The sequence below is a fragment of the Paenibacillus sp. Soil724D2 genome (assembly GCF_001427935.1).
Taxonomy (GTDB): Bacteria; Bacillota; Bacilli; order Paenibacillales; family NBRC-103111; genus Paenibacillus_E.
In genome coordinates this window covers 51847-68431 of record NZ_LMRY01000019.1, presented here as the reverse complement: position 1 = coordinate 68431, position 16585 = coordinate 51847, and the positions used below count along the sequence as shown (strand labels likewise).

Sequence of the window (16585 nt, the reverse complement as noted above, 5' to 3'; positions counted from 1 at the left end):
ATCTATCACTCAGCGATTGCATGTGGAGCAATTCATGATTATCCTTTAAGCAGACTCCCATTAAGTAGCACCTTTATTGTTCGAATAAAGAGAACGACCACAACGATACTGAGTAAAGCCAGAATAATCGCGGAAATGGTGATTAACAGCCACGAATCCACGAACATCGCATATTTTAAAGCAGCATTGCTGAGAGCAGCTATCGGAAAGCTTACACCCCACCAGGAAGCGCCAAACGGGATGGACTTTTTGAATACTTTGAAGAACAAGACAGTGAACAAGAACAGACCAAAGTAGAACAAAATGGAGGCGAACTGATCAATTCCGTGTTCAAAGTTCGTATAGCCAAGAAAACCAACCTCAAACGGTGCAATCATGATTATCATAGAAGGCGTTAACCCTGCTGGCATTGGAGCGTGATGAATCAATCTGGATAGGATCAACGTGAAGTATACTAAAGCCACGGTTCCACCGATTGCAAGGGAAAATAAATTAAATTCATGCGCCCATGGGAACGGCATTGTCCCCCCGGCAACCGAAATATCAAGGGTCCCTACCACAGGTACCAGAGAAGCCGGAACCTTGTTAAGCGGCTCGTGATTCCCGTTCAGCAAGCGTGCAACGAAAACAAAACAAAGCGCTAATGCCAATACTGCTCCGATGATCCAAATCACTTGCCCCGATATTTGACTGTAGATGCCGATCACGGAGGAAAGCAAGAGTATGGCAATCGTGATCGTACCGAAAAAATTTCCCACAATGGGATGCATAAATTCACTTTTGACTTTCTGAGGGTATAAAACCCATTTTGAAATATAACCTATGCTTAACGCGATAAAAATCACAAATGCAACAATTCCTATAATATCAGCAATGACGGTGGAAGTGCCGAATAGCTTGCTTGCTTCTCTCCAAGCCAATGATAGACCTGAAATTCCCATAACCGACGCAAATAGGTTAACGGGTAAGAATTGAATTGAACCGATGCTTTTTTGTTTCTGTACGGCAGTTATGGTTTGCATGGATGATAGTCACTACTTTCTTTAATAATTTATATTGACCCGCTTGGCCAATTTCCGAACTAAACCTAATTTATCATGCTTTTAAACGTTTTTTACAAATCTCTCCCGTATGCCGCAATAAGCAAAACAATGGCAATTCACATCCTTAAGCTAATGCTTGTTCAAGGCAGCCATTTATAATTACGTTTGCTCCTCGTTTCACCATTTCAATTGCCGCAGCTTTTCAAATTTCGCTGCTTTCACCGGTAATTACTACAACTTTACCTTGAAAACTCATTTTTATTGCCCCCTAATTTACCTATTAAAAGGTAGTTCAATTAGAAATTAATTGAGATTTGAGGAGCTGGTGAAACAATAAAGGTTGATTCTGTACGTGAATACTGTCTGTTACCCACCTGTACCTCATCGTCAGTGTAAGCTTCTATAGTACCCCCTCCGATCATTCTTCCGTCCTTCATGACCATTACATAATGGCTAAAAAAAATGGCATTGTCTAACTCAGTGTCATGATGAAGTGATTTCATGTTATCTCTTCCTTCCATTTTTAATTGTCTACTTAACGAATGAATTTAACTCGTTGGTTAACATGTTAATGTTGTATTAGGTAGTAAATCACCTACGACTTCTCCACGAGTCATAGCCGTCAAACCTGTACGTGTTAGTTCCAAGATGCCATAGGGTCTCAGCAGCTCAATTAATGAATTAATTTTATCTTGATCTCCAACAACTTGAATGATTAGACTTTCCAATCCTAAATCGACTATAGAAGCACGAAAGGGTTCAACAATACTTAAAATAACCGGTTTCACTTTAGACACAGCACTTACTTTGATAAGTGATAGCTCGCGGTCAACCAGCGGATAAGCGGTTAATTCAACAATTTGAATAACGTCGATTAGTTTATTAAGCTGCTTTTGTACTTGTTCGAGCGTTTTATCATCTCCGGATGTCACAATGATCATTCGGGACAATCCAGGTTCTTCTGACTGACCTACAGTTATACTGTCAATGTTGAAACCGCGGCGTCCGAATAATCCAGCAACTCTCTGTAAAACACCCGGATGGTTGTTTACAAGAACAGATATAGTGTGGCGTTTCATCTTTCATCCCCCATAATCATTTCATCTATCGTGGAACCCGGGGCAACCATTGGAAAAACATTCTCATCCTGAGTAACAACAAAATCAATAAGTACAGGGCCTGGTGTTTCCAAAGCATTTTTCCACACCTTACGAGCCTCTTCTTTGTTTGTTGCCCTGAGCCCTTTAACACCATAGGCTTCTGCCAGTTTTACGAAATCTGGACTACCAGAGAGGTCCATATGACTAAAACGACTATCGTAAATGATTTCTTGCCATTGCCGTATCATGCCTAGGACCTGATTATTCAGAATAACGATCTTCACCGGAATGTTATGAATAGCGCAAATCGCAAGCTCTTGTGCATTCATTTGAATCCCTCCGTCGCCATTCACGGACACCACGAGTCGGTCTGGGCAACCTACTTGTGCCCCTATTGCCGAAGGTAAACCAAAGCCCATTGTTCCAAGTCCACCCGAGGTAATGAACGAACGCGGATGCTTAAACTTATGAAACTGAGCAGCCCACATTTGATGCTGACCTACGTCCGTAGTGACGATCGCTTCGCCATTGGTTGTTTCGCTGATCAATTCAATAACGAATTGTGGCTTTAAAGTTATTTCCGAATCCGTGTAACGAAGAGGATAGTTTCTTTTGTTTTCTTGAATTTCAGTCAGCCATGCTTCTGATTTTGCTGGTTTCGCATGAACGTTAGCCTGTTGAAGCACGGATTTCACATCGCCAATACAAGGGATCGCCGTTTGAACGATTTTCGCAATTTCTGCTGGATCGATATCGATATGCGCAATAGTTTTCGCCTTAGGAGCAAATCCGCTAGTTTTCATCGTTACTCTATCGTCAAAGCGTGCTCCAATACTGATGAGAAGATCGCAATTTTGTAAGGCTTTATTCGCTGTGTATGTTCCGTGCATCCCCGGCATGCCCATCCATAATTCATGTGCACTTGGAAATGCTCCTAAACCAAGTAATGTCGTCGTAACTGGTATCCGGGTTTTTTCTACAAATTCGAGTAATTCCTTGGATGCGTCCGAGTATATCACGCCCCCGCCAGCCAGAATGACTGGACGTTCAGCTTCTTTGATAGCCATGAGTAACTTTTCAATTTGTATTAGATTTGGATGAATATCCGGGTGGTACCCCCGAATCTTAGGATTATCTAACGGATATTGAAAGATCATCTTTTGGCTCGACACATCCTTTGGAATATCGATCAAAACCGGCCCCTTTCGTCCCGTGGAAGCTATATAAAATGCCTCATGAATGATCTTTGGTAACTCATTGACATCACGAACTAAAAAGTTGTGCTTGGAAATAGGCATTGTGATGCCGGTAATATCCGCTTCCTGAAACGCATCAGTACCAAGTAGCGGCGTCGGAACATTTCCTGTAATCACAACTAATGGAACAGAGTCCATATTAGCAGTGGCGATACCTGTAACAAGATTAGTCGCCCCGGGGCCCGATGTAGCAAAGCAAACCCCAACTTTTCCTGTAGCGCGTGCATAGCCGTCTGCAGCATGAATTGCCCCCTGCTCATGACGAGCTAAAATATGTTTAAACTCTGGAATATCATGAATGGCGTCGTAAATGTTCAAGACACTTCCTCCTGGAATCCCAAAGACACTTTCCACACCTTCAATCAGCAAGCTTCTAACAAGTGCCTCCGATCCTGTTACCATATCGTTCTTCATAAGCCTATTAAGCCATTCATGCTCCAAGTGTTGTCCCTCAATCATTTTCATTATTTTTTCCTCCTATTTTCCAAAAAATTAAAACTCCTTTCAGCCCAAATTCGATGTATACAACAATTAGGGACGAAAGGAACATTTGAGGGTACCACCCAAATTCACCGGAAATCCCATTATTTCTAGCCTCATAGAGTCTAAGTAAACTCTTTGACTTCAAGTAATTATTTAAAAGCTTCTTGATTGCTTTCAGGATATGTTATCATAAAGGTATCTATTTCAGTTATGGAAAGATTCAATACCCGTTATTCCAAAAATCGATAACTAAGGGGATGTTAGAATTATGATTGACTTGTTAGAAGGGAGATTTTTCAAGACATTCCTTGCAGTAATAGAGGAAAAGAGCTTTAATCGTGCGTCGGAAAAATTGGGATATGTTCAATCTACTGTTACAAATCATATTCAATTATTGGAACGAGCATGTGGTCAAAAGCTGTTTCATCGTTTATCAAGAGGAGTAAAACCGACTGAAGCTGGTCTAAAACTCGCTAAATTTGCCCATCAATTTGTACATTTGGGGCTGACATTAGAAGAAGCTATGAATGAATCGAACCAACCAAAAGGAACGATTTACCTAAGTATGCATGAATCTTTTTTTGTTACGAGAATGTCTCCGCTTATACAACAGTTTCATCTCAAATTTCCGAATGTTAAATTTAGAGTAGAAACAGGATATCATCATAATGTAATTGATGATGTTTCGCAGCATGTTGTTGATCTCGGATTTCTTCCTCGAAATCCCCAACGTGATGACATTAATTTTTACCCCATGATTGAGGAAGAGTTGATTTTTATTGCCTCAGATGAATTGACAAGAAATGTTGAGACTAATGGTTTGAAAGTACTAAACAATGAAGCTGTAATCAGCTATGGAAACAGTTGTTTGTATCATACTCAAGCCAACAAGGTTCTAGAGGAGGCCGGAATAGAAGTAAGTAATGCCATTCAATATCCAAGTATCGAAATGATAAAAAATGCTGTAAAGTGTGGTATAGGTTTTGCACTAATTCCTAAAATAGCAGCGAAAAAAGAAATAGATGAAGGAGTTTTCCGATCGTTGCCTTTAAGCTCAGGGATTTTTTCCACCCATGGAATTATCGTAAATAAAGATAGGAATTTAAACTTTCCAGCCCAAATGTTTAAGTCATTCGTATTGGATCATTACTCTTTTCAGACCGATCCTGAAAAAGCTTGATTTTCAAGCTTTTTCGAATTGGTTTATGTAGGCATTTTTGTGTGATTACCCACCCACCTTAAATTTCCAGCTTTAAACGAATTTCCCTTCCAATTCGTGTAATAACATGTTGAAAGCGCTACCTAAACGTTGGAATTACGGTATCAATGAATCTCAGGAGGATCTAGTCCGAGGTAGTCGGTGTAATAGATTCCGCTTATATCGAAGAATGGCTGGAGAATAACTCTTTCTCAAAATCCATTATAAAGAGGCCGACCCGAATTTTTAAGATTCAGGACAGCCTCTTCTTACATATTTATATTCGCATGACCGAAGCGTTGCATGGCTGCGTTGTTATAGAGTACGTCGAGCCCGCCGTAGGCGGCAACCTGCTTCCTCAACGACTTGCCGCGCCTGTTCGGGGTCCGTGAGATTGATTGGCGCGATGCCCGTCATCTCACCGCCGCGCGACGTACGAGTTCGACCGTCTCGTTGTTAGCATCAGACTGGATGTCGTCGCACCCGATGACCATTGCTCCTTCTCGCGCAAAGGTCAGAGCCGAAACGCGACCATACCTCCTCCTGTGCCAGTGATCAGCACTACCTTCTTGTCAAGCTTCCCATCTTGCGACCTCTTCCCGAACTCGCGGTGCGACTTCCTTACCCAATAGTTCAATGGATTTCATAACATCCTCATGTGGCATGCTGCCAGCTGGTAAATGTAGAAAAAATCGTGAGAAGCCTAAATGTTTTTGCATATAAATAATTTTATTGGCCACCGTTTCGGGATCGCCTACGTAGAATGCGCCTTCTGGGCTGCATGAAGCATCGAATTGTGAACGGCTATAATGTCCCCAACCACGCTCTTTACTCATTGAATTAAACACTGCCTGAGTTGGAGGGAAATACTTTTCGGCCGCAAGAGAGGTACTCTCTGCAACGAACCCAAGTGAGTGTACGGCTATCTTTAATTTCGATGCATCATGTCCTGCACGAGTAGCAGCTTCCTTATAGAGTGGCACGAGCGGAGCAAATTGCAAGGGGCTCCCGCCAATGATCGCCAAAACAAGAGGCAGTCCCATTTCCCCTGCTCGTATGACCGATTGCGCATTACCCCCACTGCCAAGCCATACGGGTAAAGGGTTCTGAACTGGACGCGGATACACACCCAGATTCGTAAGGGCAGGTCGATGCTTTCCTTTCCAGGTTATCTTTTCCGAGTCCCTTAATTTTAATAATAGTTCCAATTTTTCCGCGTAAAGCTCATCATAGTCTTTTAAATCATAACCAAACAATGGAAACGCATCGACCATAGAGCCTCGACCCGCGATAATCTCAGCACGACCATTTGAAATACCATCAAGCGTGGCAAATTGCTGAAACAAACGTACTGGATCAACAGCAGAGAGCACGGTAACCGAACTGGTTAAGCGTATCCTTTTGGTCATGGACGCCGCTGCAGCCAGCACAACGACAGTAGCGGAATCCGCAAATTCCTTACGATGATGCTCGCCAACCCCAAATATATCCAACCCAACCTGATCAGCAAGGACGATTTCTTCAACTACCTCACGCAACCGCTCCGCGTGACTTATTGTCTTGCCCGTTTTAACATCCGGCGTTGTTTCGACAAATGTATCTATACCTATTTCCATTTTCAAATCCCCCTACATACTTAATTTAAGTAAAATCCTTCTTTAAAAAAGCATCTGATCCATCATTTTTGCATTGCCTTCTCGATTCTTGATACCATACCCAATTTTCTTCAGCACGTGAATAAGTTCGAGCTTCTCTCCGTCCGTTGCGAAGGACAAATTATCGGAGATCGTTTGAACATGCCTTGGGAAGATATTATCAAAGTAGCTTCGCCCTTCAGTAGTCAATGTCACATTCGTTTTTCGTCGATCACCCGGGATAGGGTGTCGCTCCACGAGGCCCTTCTTCTCAAGCTTATCAACCACGTAGGTGATACTCCCGCTTGGAATCGAGAAGGTATCGCTTATTTTCTGGATGGGCTGCGGTCCTTTATTATAAAGAAACTCCAAAATTTGAAAGGTCTCCCCACTGAGGCCATAGCCTTCAATGTCACGTTCTAAGCACCCGTACAACTCTTTCACCATGTTTCTTATTACTCGTATTAATTTTAAATCAAGTTCCTCACCTTCAGCATCGCGTTCAGTCATTCTCCATCCCCCTTATCTGGCCTTATCATACAAAGGATATTCAACCTCAGTAGGAACTTCAATTAGAAACATTCGAAGCTTTTCACCTGAAGCGCGTATGTTAATTAATTCTTCTTGTTCAGATTGAATGATCGCAAAGTCTTTATTCTTGAATGAGGTTGGTTCTTGGCCGGATACCCAGATGGAACCACCTGTACCTCTAATCGACAACCCTGCAAGTATCCGGTTTGGCAATAGCCTATGGGCAAATGATGCTCCTGGCTGAATCTCGACGTCGTACATCCGCGCATCAGTTACCAGGTGAAGGACCGGCGAGCCTTCGCCTAATATCGTCTTTACGTTTACCCCATCCTTACCTGACTGAGGAAACTTCTCGTGCTTGAACAGCGAATAGGTCGGTTGTCGTCTTACTGCTTCATTCAAGTAGGGCTCAAGCCAAATTTGAAAACCCTCGTAACCCGCTTCGACGCTTTCCGCGTGTTGAATACCCGAGCCTGCTTGCATCACTTGAATATCACCCTGTTCAAGAATGCTTTCGGTGCCTAGTGTGTCTTTGTGAAAGCCTTGACCGGCAATACCATATGAAATAATCTCAAACCCCTGGTGAGGATGAAGCCCGATCCCTCCTTTTGCGGCAGCATGCGCCCAAGACCAGTAAAAAAGAGGACCGAGCCTGACCGTAGCTGCCCCTTGCCCCGAGAAACCTAGAGGTTTCTGAACTTGAATTTTGCCGCGGTCAAATTCTTCTTTAGCTTGATATTCAGGTTCTAATATTTGAATATTCATTTGAAAAACTCCTTTTCTTAAAGGTTTGCTCCAAATCAAATGGACAATAACCGCAGATTCACCAAACTGCAGCAATCGGGTCGAAAGAAAAGATATCTTATTAATACTATTCCTATAATTATTTATCCTAACTTTAGTTATTATAATATTAGTATTTATATGTGTCAAGCTGTAAAAAGTAGGACATCTGCGAAAAGAACGCAAACCAAATCCCCCTACAACAAGGGGTCCTTCAACTGTTTGCTCGCAAGTTATAAACATGCCAATAGGGCAGCAGCCATGAATGGGCTGCCACCCTATTGGGAGAGCTTTTATATCACAATAATTAATTTTCACATCGATATTCTCATATCTGCTGCTGCATTTGCTTAGTGACCAGCATTCTGTCCGCCATCAACATATAAGATTTCACCAGTTACAAAGTTAGCTGAATCCAGATATATAACTGCTTCTACGATATCATGCGACTCGCCCATCCTTCCCATAGGATGCAGTTTAGCTAGAGCATCGTGAGCTTCAACTGGATGCATGGGTGTTTTAATTACCCCTGGTGAAACGGCATTCACACGGATACCACTGGAAGCATACTCAATTGCAAGTGATTTTGTTGCAGCTTTCAGACCGCCCTTTGTCAATGAGGCAAGTACGGAAGGAACGTCAACTGACGGTTGGTCAACCAGACTCGTCGTAATGTTAATGATGTGCCCCGTTCCTTGTTTCAGCATTGCAGCCACCGCACGCTGGGTAACGTGAAAGAAACCGACGACATTCGTAGTTAAATATGTTGTAAAGTCCTCTTCTGTATACTCCGTGAATGGTTTAGACATGAAGATACCGGCATTATTAATTAGAGTATCGATGCGCCCATAGCTAGCCAAAACTTCATCGATTAGACGCTGCGCAATCTTAGGATCTGCAATATCACCTGCAACATAACGAACTTGTTTTCCTGTGGAATCAATTTCTTTTGCGGCTTCAACCAACGCTTGTTCGCGCCGTCCATTGATGACTACATTCGCTCCTCGATTCACCAGCTCAATCGCCATAGCTTTCCCAAGACCGCTGCTTCCGCCAGTTATCACAAATACTTTTCCTTGGTTACTCATTTATTTCTCCCCTTTTTTTAATTTATGGTAATAAATGACCCCCATGCGAAATCAGGGGCAACTCGTATCTATAAAAACGTCAATTATCAAGTCATTATTAACCAATAACCACTGGCTTTACATTTTTAATATGTTGAATGTAATCGACTTTGCTTTGTGCCAATCGTTGATCGTTAAGGTTAGAAATATCGTTCAGTGTAAAGTGAGGCAGATAAGAAGCACTGATAAAATGAGCTATAGCTTCAATTGGACGCAATATTTCTTGCAGTGTAAAACGATTGGATCCAGTTGGTTGATAAGATTCTTCGGAACCATACGTCGAGACAGCTACGCCAATTTCCTTACCTGCTGTTTTGGCTCCTTCAGGCCCATAAGCCCAACCGTATTGTAATACGGTATCGAACCATTTTTTTAGTAATGCAGGCGTGCTGTACCAAAAAAGTGGAAATTGGAAAATAATCCGATCATGTGCCTCTACCAATTGCTGCTCTTTAGAAACATCTATATTTTCATCAGGGTAGACCTTGTATAATTCATGAATTGTAACATCACCGTGCTTTGGCAATTCCTCCACCCATGCTTTATTCACGCGGGATGCTTCCATGTTCGGGTGAGTTACGATTACTAATGTTTTCATTTTAGCTACTCCTTTTTATAGTTATAGGTTTTTTATTTATGACTGTTTCTAGTACGATTTCTATTATTAATGAAAATGATACGTTTTTCATAAATATACTTTCTTGTTGTTCACTAATGGTCCATCGATATCTTCCCAAAAATGCGTCATTTTCATGCCATGCTTTATAAATAAGTTGATAACATGATCTTTGAACCGAACTTGAATTGCTCGCATTGCCAGGATTCACATGATACATTCACAGCTCGTACAACTCCACTTCACCTCCTCCTACTAATAAATTGAAATTTCTATCGAATACCGCTGCTTCCACCTTTAATCACGTACACCTTACATTGTAAACTCCTGCCTCCATCCTACTTTTATTTATCGATTAATAGGTAGGTTTTATATTTAAAAAATACCGCCTTCGGACGGAGTCGTACCCTATTTAATTTCTAATGTATTTTTGCTTTTGTTACTATCATTCCCGTTCATATTACTACATTCGACATATCATGCATAATACAGAATAATGATAATTTATATCTGAAAACAAGATACCTAAATCCAAATTGCAGGAAATCTAACAGGTGAATGTAGCCTTATTTGAGGCCGAAAGCACAACTTCCGATCTATTTCTTAGTAGAATATACTAGACATAGAAAATAAAGGAACGAAGGAGTAGACCTTATGTGGAAAAAAGCTTCAATCCTTGTACTGCTCGGAGTCGGCATGCAGCTCGGTTTGCTAACCGCAACAGGAAGCGCCTATGAATATGCGGATACGCCTACGGAGCCGGTGGATGGAATTTTTATTCCGAAGCAGCTTACGTTTATTGAAAACATGCCCTACTACGTCATCCCGAATACGCTGCGTAATCAGCCAGAAGGTACATTCGCGCCGCAAACGGTTGAAGTCGTTGAAGCCGAGGCCAATTGGATGACATCAGGAAATTGGTGGAAAATACATACGGACATCGGCGACCGCTGGATCAAAACCGCTCCATGGCAAATTGAAGTCCCGCCGCCGCCGACCCTGCGCTTAATGTCCGAAACGCCGTTATACGCGCGGCCATCGGAAGCCGGAGGTCAAACCGCGGTGCTAACGCCGCAGGAAGTTACCGTCGTCGATGCGGAGAAGACCTGGTTTCGCCAAGCCGAAGGGGATTATAACCCGCAGCGGTGGATCAAAATCCACACAACGTGGCTAGGGGATCAGTGGGTTCATTTGCATTTGGATGAGATCGGGAATCTGCAGCCGCTGGATCAGCAGGTTTTCTATCCGAATATTTATTACAATAGCACGCCGCATATGAATTACATCTCGTATCAATATGAGGGGTATCTGACTTCACTTTTTGTTCATCAAACAGCGAAATTCCGTTCCTTGCTCGGGAGCTCCTACCAATTTGAAACGATACAAGGCTTAAAATGGGCGTTTGCACCAGGCATGCTGATAGTGCCCGATAAGCAAAACCTCAAACGAAAGCATCCAAGTCCTTTATTCGGTTATCCGGATGCGAATGCCGAGATTGCAGCAACGATTCCTGCCGGTGATCTGAACGTGATGGAGACCACGACCAATCTGGATACGCCGTGGAGCGTTGAGAACTGGTATCATGTCAAAAACAATCAAGCCGAAGGTTGGTTCAGCCCGACCTATGCCGAACCCGAAGATACCGTGGACGATACTGCTTCCCTCGAGCTCAAGGCGCATGTGACCGCTATATATCAATTCCCGAATACGAGAATATCGCTGGACAATGGCCAAATCGGGCCTCAATCTGTCTCCCCTCTCGCCGCTTGGACTGCACCTGACGGCACACGCTGGTACAAAATTAATTCCTTTGTAGGCCAAGGATGGATTCAAATGAATCCATATCAAGACCGTGTCGTACTGAAAAACCGCGAAAATGACGTCCAAATCCGTTCGAAAACCTCCTATCAAGGGGTATTTTATCAGAACGAATCCGGTGTATTTACTTATGGGTCTGATACGATCGGCGGTATGCTGAAGGGAGAACCTGCTTTCCGTTCAGCGTTTTTGGCCAATCTATTTCACTATGAGATATCTGGGCCTGACTCCGCGGGCTGGTGGACCTTCAAGAACGCGGACGGCTATGCGGTACAACTGAAAGCTGGCGAGCCGGCAGCCAAGACATTCTGGGACGGCAAGCTGGCAAATGTCGTCAAGCTCACGGAAGCACCGGTTACGGATTCACATTCGAAACAAGGGGCTCCCCTTCTAAGCTTAACCCATCTCAGGATTTTGTTCGGCGTGACCACAGCCTACTATGATAAGGTTTCCTATGGAGATAAAAATGTAACGCTCAGCACCAAGGAGTATGAGATTTCCGGCTTTGACCTGCCGGAGAAGGCAAACACAGCGAAGCTTCATCTCACAGGGCTGCTTTATGAGGACTTGTACAAGGATGAAAAGGCAATTGACCCGCAATTGCAAATCATTGTCAACAACCGTGAAGCTGCAGACAACCAATCCCCTGTTCAACTTGCACAAATGAAGCACCTCTACAATTTGAGCTATCAATTCGGCTTATCCGATATCGGACTTGACGTTACGTTGAAACCGGGGATAAATCACCTCTCTATTCAATTCAAGGCCGGGGAACACATCCTGTTACAGCGGGATTGGGAAGTGACCGCGCCGCGAAATTAAGCGCTCCATATAAAAAGGCTGCTCGTTGATGAAACGAACCAGCCTTTTTTTCGATTTCGACCACATGTAGTTAGCAGGTAAACCTTGTGAACTTTCCATTCTCCGGTTAGATTGAATTAGGTATTGAAATAATCTAGATGTTCCTATAACGCTCAAAGATGGAGTTACCATGGTTCCGCTGCGGTTTGTAAGTGAGCGGTTCTTCTGCTAGGTCCAAATTTAAAGACAGTAAATTAACTTACGTACCCAAAAAGTCTCGACCTGTGACCTAAAGTTCCAATATGGAACATCCAGATTCACAGGCCAAGTAGATTTTCATTCATGGTGATGGCCGACAGGCCATAATAGCCTCTTCTAAATTAGTATCTTGTTTTGTTAATTATTTTTGTTTCAGCACTTGCAGCATTGCAGCTACAACGCCATTATGATTGGATAAATGCGCAGCAGTCGTAAGAATCAGCTCTCCGAAATTTTCGGCTTTTTTAAAATTCTCTGGTACTGGCTCTTCCAGTCTGTCTTTCAACGCATTGTAAATATGTTCACGTTGTTCTTTCAACTGAGCAGTCATGGTATCCCATGCAGGCAGTTGAGCCAGCTGCTCTTCTTTCCAGTCCGTAACTTTCGTTCCATAATGGAATAGATCTTTATAGTTTTGTGGTAGTGACATGGTTTGTTGCGAAAGACCAAACACATGAACCTCAGTAATTCGAAGTACATGCCCTAAATGCCAATAAAGGCTGGTGTTAAAACCTTGAGGGATAACCATGCGTTGGTCCTCTGGACATTTAGCAAGCAGGTTCATAAAATTATCATGTTCAACATTATATAGGTGAAATACAAAATCTTTTCTCATTTTTTCTGTCTCCTTAAATTTTATATTATGAACAATCACTCAAAATAATTAACCTTATTGTGTACCTTTAGAATAAAAACGATTAAATTTGACTGAATAAATCAACACATAGATAACGATTAGCGCAGCAAACAAGTTTATAAGAACCAACGAGAAGTTCAAACTAAAAAATTTAGTCAGCACTCCGACGCCAACAGGGGGAACAATGAATCCTGAGTATGCGCAGAAATAAAATGCCGAAATGACTCGCGGACGTTCTTCCGGCTTCGGCAACTGGCTGGCAAATCTTAAAGAAACTTGAAACGTCCATCCAGCGCCAATTGCTTGAATGAGGATGCCGGTCCAAAGCAATAATAAACTCGCTGTCTGACCAGAAAAAGCAACAATCCACGATCCAATGGCAAGAAACAGGATTCCTATACGCATCCGTATAACGGGATTACGCGGCCAAGGAAAGAACTGCGTCAAGGCCCCCCCGCCTAGAAGCACCAATATTAACAACCCGGAAATAGAGAGATTGGTGGTGTGAATAACATTCTTGACGAAAGATGGAATAAGAGAAAACACAACTCCACCTAAGGTGAAAAGAGTAAATATCGGAAGCCCGATAAAAGACCAGAAGTGGGAACGAATATTGTCGGGAACACCGAGTGAAATCTTTGTTTTAGCCGGTTTCTGTGCTTTGGAATCTTCGTGCTTAGGTAACATTTCCAGAAATATTAAGGAACTAAATAACATGACGAGCAGAAACCAATACGGCAAACGAAGAGGCTGAAATTGCACATATTGAATGATTAAACCTGAAATGGCTGGGCCAAGGCCAAAACCAATGTTTACCGTTACTCCTGATAACTTGATTGCCGTACTCACTTTATCGTGAGAGGTTTGTTTTAATAAAAAAGCGCTGGCAGTACCTGTAAAAGCGCCATAGGCGATGCCTTCCAAGATCCTTGCCCCATAGAGCATCCATACGTTGAAACTTCCTATAAAGAGTAACGTCGATGCAATGGAAATCCATATACTAAAGCGAAGAACCCTTTTCAACCCCCAGGCGCTCCCTCTGGCTCCCACGACAAGCAAGGTGGGCAGCAGGATAGCGGCATAAACGGCAAACAAAATGGTGATTTCCAAACTGCTCAGCCGATAATGCTCCCCATATAAAGGGAATAATGAGGAAATAAAAGTAGCTCCGCAGGACATCATAAGAACAACCCAAAGCATTCTTTTCATTTTAGTAATATCCTTCTCTCATTTATATTTGACTTACTAGTAGGTAAGTTTTCATTATAGATAAACCCCTTTTAACTTTTAATAAGACGATTTATCTGATTCAGAACTTGGGATAATACATCCATTCCCAATGTACGTTTATATTGTAAAGCACCTTTTATACATGACAGTATGGTATAAGCTACTGCTTCGACATCTTCTGATTTTTGAACCATATCTTCATTATACCCTACTGTAAGAATACTTATTAAAACCTTTAATTCAAGCTGACTTACCTCTTGGGCAGCTCCTAAATCCTCCTTTTTTTCAAAATGGTAATGTATACTTGCTTTGTGTTTTTCGATTTTCCATAACTGAATATAACTTACTAGTAGGTAAGTGTCAAGCTTATCGGATCAGAATCTCCCCCACGCCAGTTCATCGAAGTTCAACCATACCGATATTATTTAAATCGAAAGTGGTGACATTATTGGCACTAACGAAAAAAAGGAATAGTTTAGTGTCATTGAAACGTGACAATAAACCACTCCCTTAATGTCGAAAAGCCCTTAATATATCTAGCAAATAAATATTTTTAACACCTTATTTTTGACGATAAATTGGAGCGCCAAACGGGGATGAGCCAGCGCCACCATCTACACTAATTTCAGCACCCTGTACAAAAGAAGAGTCATCTGAGGCCAGGAATAAGGCAACATTTGCGATTTCCTCCGGTTCACCCAAACGGTTCAGCGGAACCGCGCGCGTGAGTGTGGATTCAAATTGTGCTAACCCCTCAGGCTGCCCCCAAATTGGCGTCCGCGTCGCTCCAGGGACGATGGTGTTCACGCGAATGCCACGCGGCGACAATTCGGAAACCAGCACTCTCGCCATACTGGTTACAGCCCCTTTGCTGGCCGCATAGGCCGACCATCCCGGGCTTCCTGCCTTTGCAAGCACCGAGCCGTTTAAAATCACCGAAGCACCAGCCTTCAGATGAGGCAAAGCAGCTTGAACAGTGAAAAAAGTCCCAGTAACGTTAATCTTAAGTATCTCCTCAAAGACGGAAAATTCTGTGCCGCCTAATGGCGTATTACCGCCGATACCTGCATTAGCGAATACCACATCCAGACGGCCAAATTTTTCAACCGCTGCGGCCACAGCTTTATCCGCGCTTTGTGGATCGGCGGCATCAGCCTGCACGGCAAGAACGTTGGTGGTGCCAAGCTCCTCCACTGCCGCGTTTAACGCGACTTGATTACGGCCGGTAATAACGACCTTTGCGCCTTCTGCCACAAATAGTTTTGCGGTTGCCAAGCCAATACCGCTACTACCCCCAGTAATTAATGCAACTTTCCCATTTAGTTTTCTCATAATCAATTGCTCCTCTGTGATTTATAGTTTTCGCTGTTCCGTTTCTCTTTATTGAGAACAATCATTCTCAAATATATAAAAAAATTTACTTTCTCTTTAAAACTGACATTGTTGTTTCAACTATTTGCATTAATTTCTCTCTGTCATCTGTCGTCTTCGCCAAAACCCGCAGCCCAGTAAATGCATTATTAAAATAACACGACAGCCATTCCGCATTGAGCGTTTTGTCAAGTTCGCCTGATTGTTGACCTGCCTCAATGAGCTCACGTATTAATTGTTCAAAATCAGTCAAGCTTTGGTTGACCCAAGCTCTGGACTCAGAATCATGCGGGGCTAACTCAACCGCGGTATTTACCATCAGGCAGCCTTTAGGGAGCTCATCATCATCCCTTCTGATTGTTGTTTCTAACAACAGCCTAATAGCTTCCTCCGCAGAAATGGTGCCATTTATAATGCGTTTAACCGATTGTTCTATCATTTCACTATATCGCTTTAACGCCTTGATATACAAGGAATGCTTATCGCCAAAAGAGTCATACATGCTTCTCTTGTGAACCCCCATATGTGAGACTAGGTCCATCATGGATGTCTTCTCATAGCCCTGTTCCCAGAATAACCTCATGGCTTTGATCAACACCGCATCCTCATCAAATTCCTTGGTTCTGGCCATTCAATTGACTCCTCCTTTCGATTAGATCTTACCATATTGAGAACGATCGGTAAAGAATTAATTTATAC

The 16585-nt window shown here is 42.7% G+C and carries 15 protein-coding genes and 1 pseudogene; 3 read left to right on the top strand and 13 right to left on the bottom strand.

The features are described from left to right. Positions 1 to 38 precede the first annotated feature (38 nt). The 4 genes from ASG85_RS17725 to ilvB all read right to left on the bottom strand — a co-directional run bounded on the left by ASG85_RS17725 (position 39) and on the right by ilvB (position 3864). Positions 39 to 1022 (bottom strand): SLAC1 anion channel family protein, encoded by a 984-nt coding sequence (locus ASG85_RS17725; protein ID WP_057302152.1) that lies wholly within the window; start codon positions 1020 to 1022, stop codon positions 39 to 41. 317 nt (positions 1023 to 1339) lie between these two features. Continuing rightward, on the bottom strand, positions 1340 to 1546 hold the full coding sequence (locus ASG85_RS17720) for a hypothetical protein (RefSeq protein ID WP_057302153.1): 207 nt from the start codon (positions 1544 to 1546) through the stop codon (positions 1340 to 1342). Between the two features lie 57 nt (positions 1547 to 1603). After that, entirely contained in the window at positions 1604 to 2122 is a 519-nt protein-coding gene (gene ilvN / locus ASG85_RS17715) for an acetolactate synthase small subunit (protein ID WP_057302154.1), read from the bottom strand. Beyond that, a complete protein-coding gene (ilvB, locus tag ASG85_RS17710; RefSeq protein ID WP_060647296.1) occupies positions 2119 to 3864 on the bottom strand; it encodes a biosynthetic-type acetolactate synthase large subunit in 1746 nt (581 codons plus the stop codon). Before ilvB ends, ilvN begins: the two co-directional genes overlap by 4 nt. A gap of 286 nt (positions 3865 to 4150) precedes the next feature. On the opposite strand from ilvB, the gene ASG85_RS17705 reads away from it, so the two are divergent. Further along, positions 4151 to 5062 (top strand): LysR family transcriptional regulator, encoded by a 912-nt coding sequence (locus ASG85_RS17705; protein ID WP_060647295.1) that lies wholly within the window; start codon positions 4151 to 4153, stop codon positions 5060 to 5062. 590 nt (positions 5063 to 5652) lie between these two features. Here the strand turns inward: ASG85_RS17705 and ASG85_RS17700 are convergent. The 5 genes from ASG85_RS17700 to ASG85_RS17680 all read right to left on the bottom strand — a co-directional run bounded on the left by ASG85_RS17700 (position 5653) and on the right by ASG85_RS17680 (position 9753). After that, positions 5653 to 6696, bottom strand: coding sequence for an LLM class flavin-dependent oxidoreductase (locus ASG85_RS17700; RefSeq protein ID WP_060647294.1), 1044 nt, complete (start codon positions 6694 to 6696; stop codon positions 5653 to 5655). Between the two features lie 42 nt (positions 6697 to 6738). Further along, complete coding sequence (locus ASG85_RS17695; protein WP_060647293.1) at positions 6739 to 7224, bottom strand: MarR family winged helix-turn-helix transcriptional regulator; 486 nt, start codon at positions 7222 to 7224, stop codon at positions 6739 to 6741. Positions 7225 to 7236: 12 nt separating this feature from the next. Continuing rightward, positions 7237 to 8010: a pirin family protein gene (locus ASG85_RS17690; RefSeq protein ID WP_060647292.1), complete on the bottom strand. Its 774-nt coding sequence runs from the start codon at positions 8008 to 8010 to the stop codon at positions 7237 to 7239. 368 nt (positions 8011 to 8378) lie between these two features. Further along, positions 8379 to 9116 (bottom strand): SDR family NAD(P)-dependent oxidoreductase, encoded by a 738-nt coding sequence (locus ASG85_RS17685; RefSeq protein WP_060647291.1) that lies wholly within the window; start codon positions 9114 to 9116, stop codon positions 8379 to 8381. A 97-nt stretch (positions 9117 to 9213) separates the two neighbouring features. Then, positions 9214 to 9753, bottom strand: coding sequence for an NAD(P)H-dependent oxidoreductase (locus ASG85_RS17680; RefSeq protein ID WP_060647290.1), 540 nt, complete (start codon positions 9751 to 9753; stop codon positions 9214 to 9216). Positions 9754 to 10425: 672 nt separating this feature from the next. On the opposite strand from ASG85_RS17680, the gene ASG85_RS17670 reads away from it, so the two are divergent. Both ASG85_RS17670 and ASG85_RS39910 read left to right on the top strand, forming a co-directional pair. Further along, positions 10426 to 12411 carry a hypothetical protein gene (locus ASG85_RS17670; RefSeq protein WP_060647288.1) on the top strand — a complete coding sequence of 662 codons (1986 nt, stop codon included), beginning with the start codon at positions 10426 to 10428 and terminating at the stop codon, positions 12409 to 12411. Between the two features lie 139 nt (positions 12412 to 12550). Next, a pseudogene (locus ASG85_RS39910) lies at positions 12551 to 12622 on the top strand (hypothetical protein); the annotation flags it as partial. Positions 12623 to 12790: 168 nt separating this feature from the next. On the opposite strand, the gene ASG85_RS17665 reads toward ASG85_RS39910, so the two are convergent. From ASG85_RS17665 to ASG85_RS17650, 4 genes are all read right to left on the bottom strand, one after another. Beyond that, positions 12791 to 13264, bottom strand: a complete 474-nt coding sequence (locus tag ASG85_RS17665; RefSeq protein WP_060647287.1) for a DinB family protein — start codon at positions 13262 to 13264, stop codon at positions 12791 to 12793. A 54-nt stretch (positions 13265 to 13318) separates the two neighbouring features. Beyond that, entirely contained in the window at positions 13319 to 14494 is a 1176-nt protein-coding gene (locus ASG85_RS17660) for an MFS transporter (protein ID WP_060647286.1), read from the bottom strand. A gap of 582 nt (positions 14495 to 15076) precedes the next feature. Continuing rightward, positions 15077 to 15847, bottom strand: coding sequence for an SDR family NAD(P)-dependent oxidoreductase (locus ASG85_RS17655; protein ID WP_060647285.1), 771 nt, complete (start codon positions 15845 to 15847; stop codon positions 15077 to 15079). 85 nt (positions 15848 to 15932) lie between these two features. Next, positions 15933 to 16517: a TetR/AcrR family transcriptional regulator gene (locus ASG85_RS17650; protein ID WP_057302166.1), complete on the bottom strand. Its 585-nt coding sequence runs from the start codon at positions 16515 to 16517 to the stop codon at positions 15933 to 15935. Positions 16518 to 16585 lie beyond the last annotated feature (68 nt).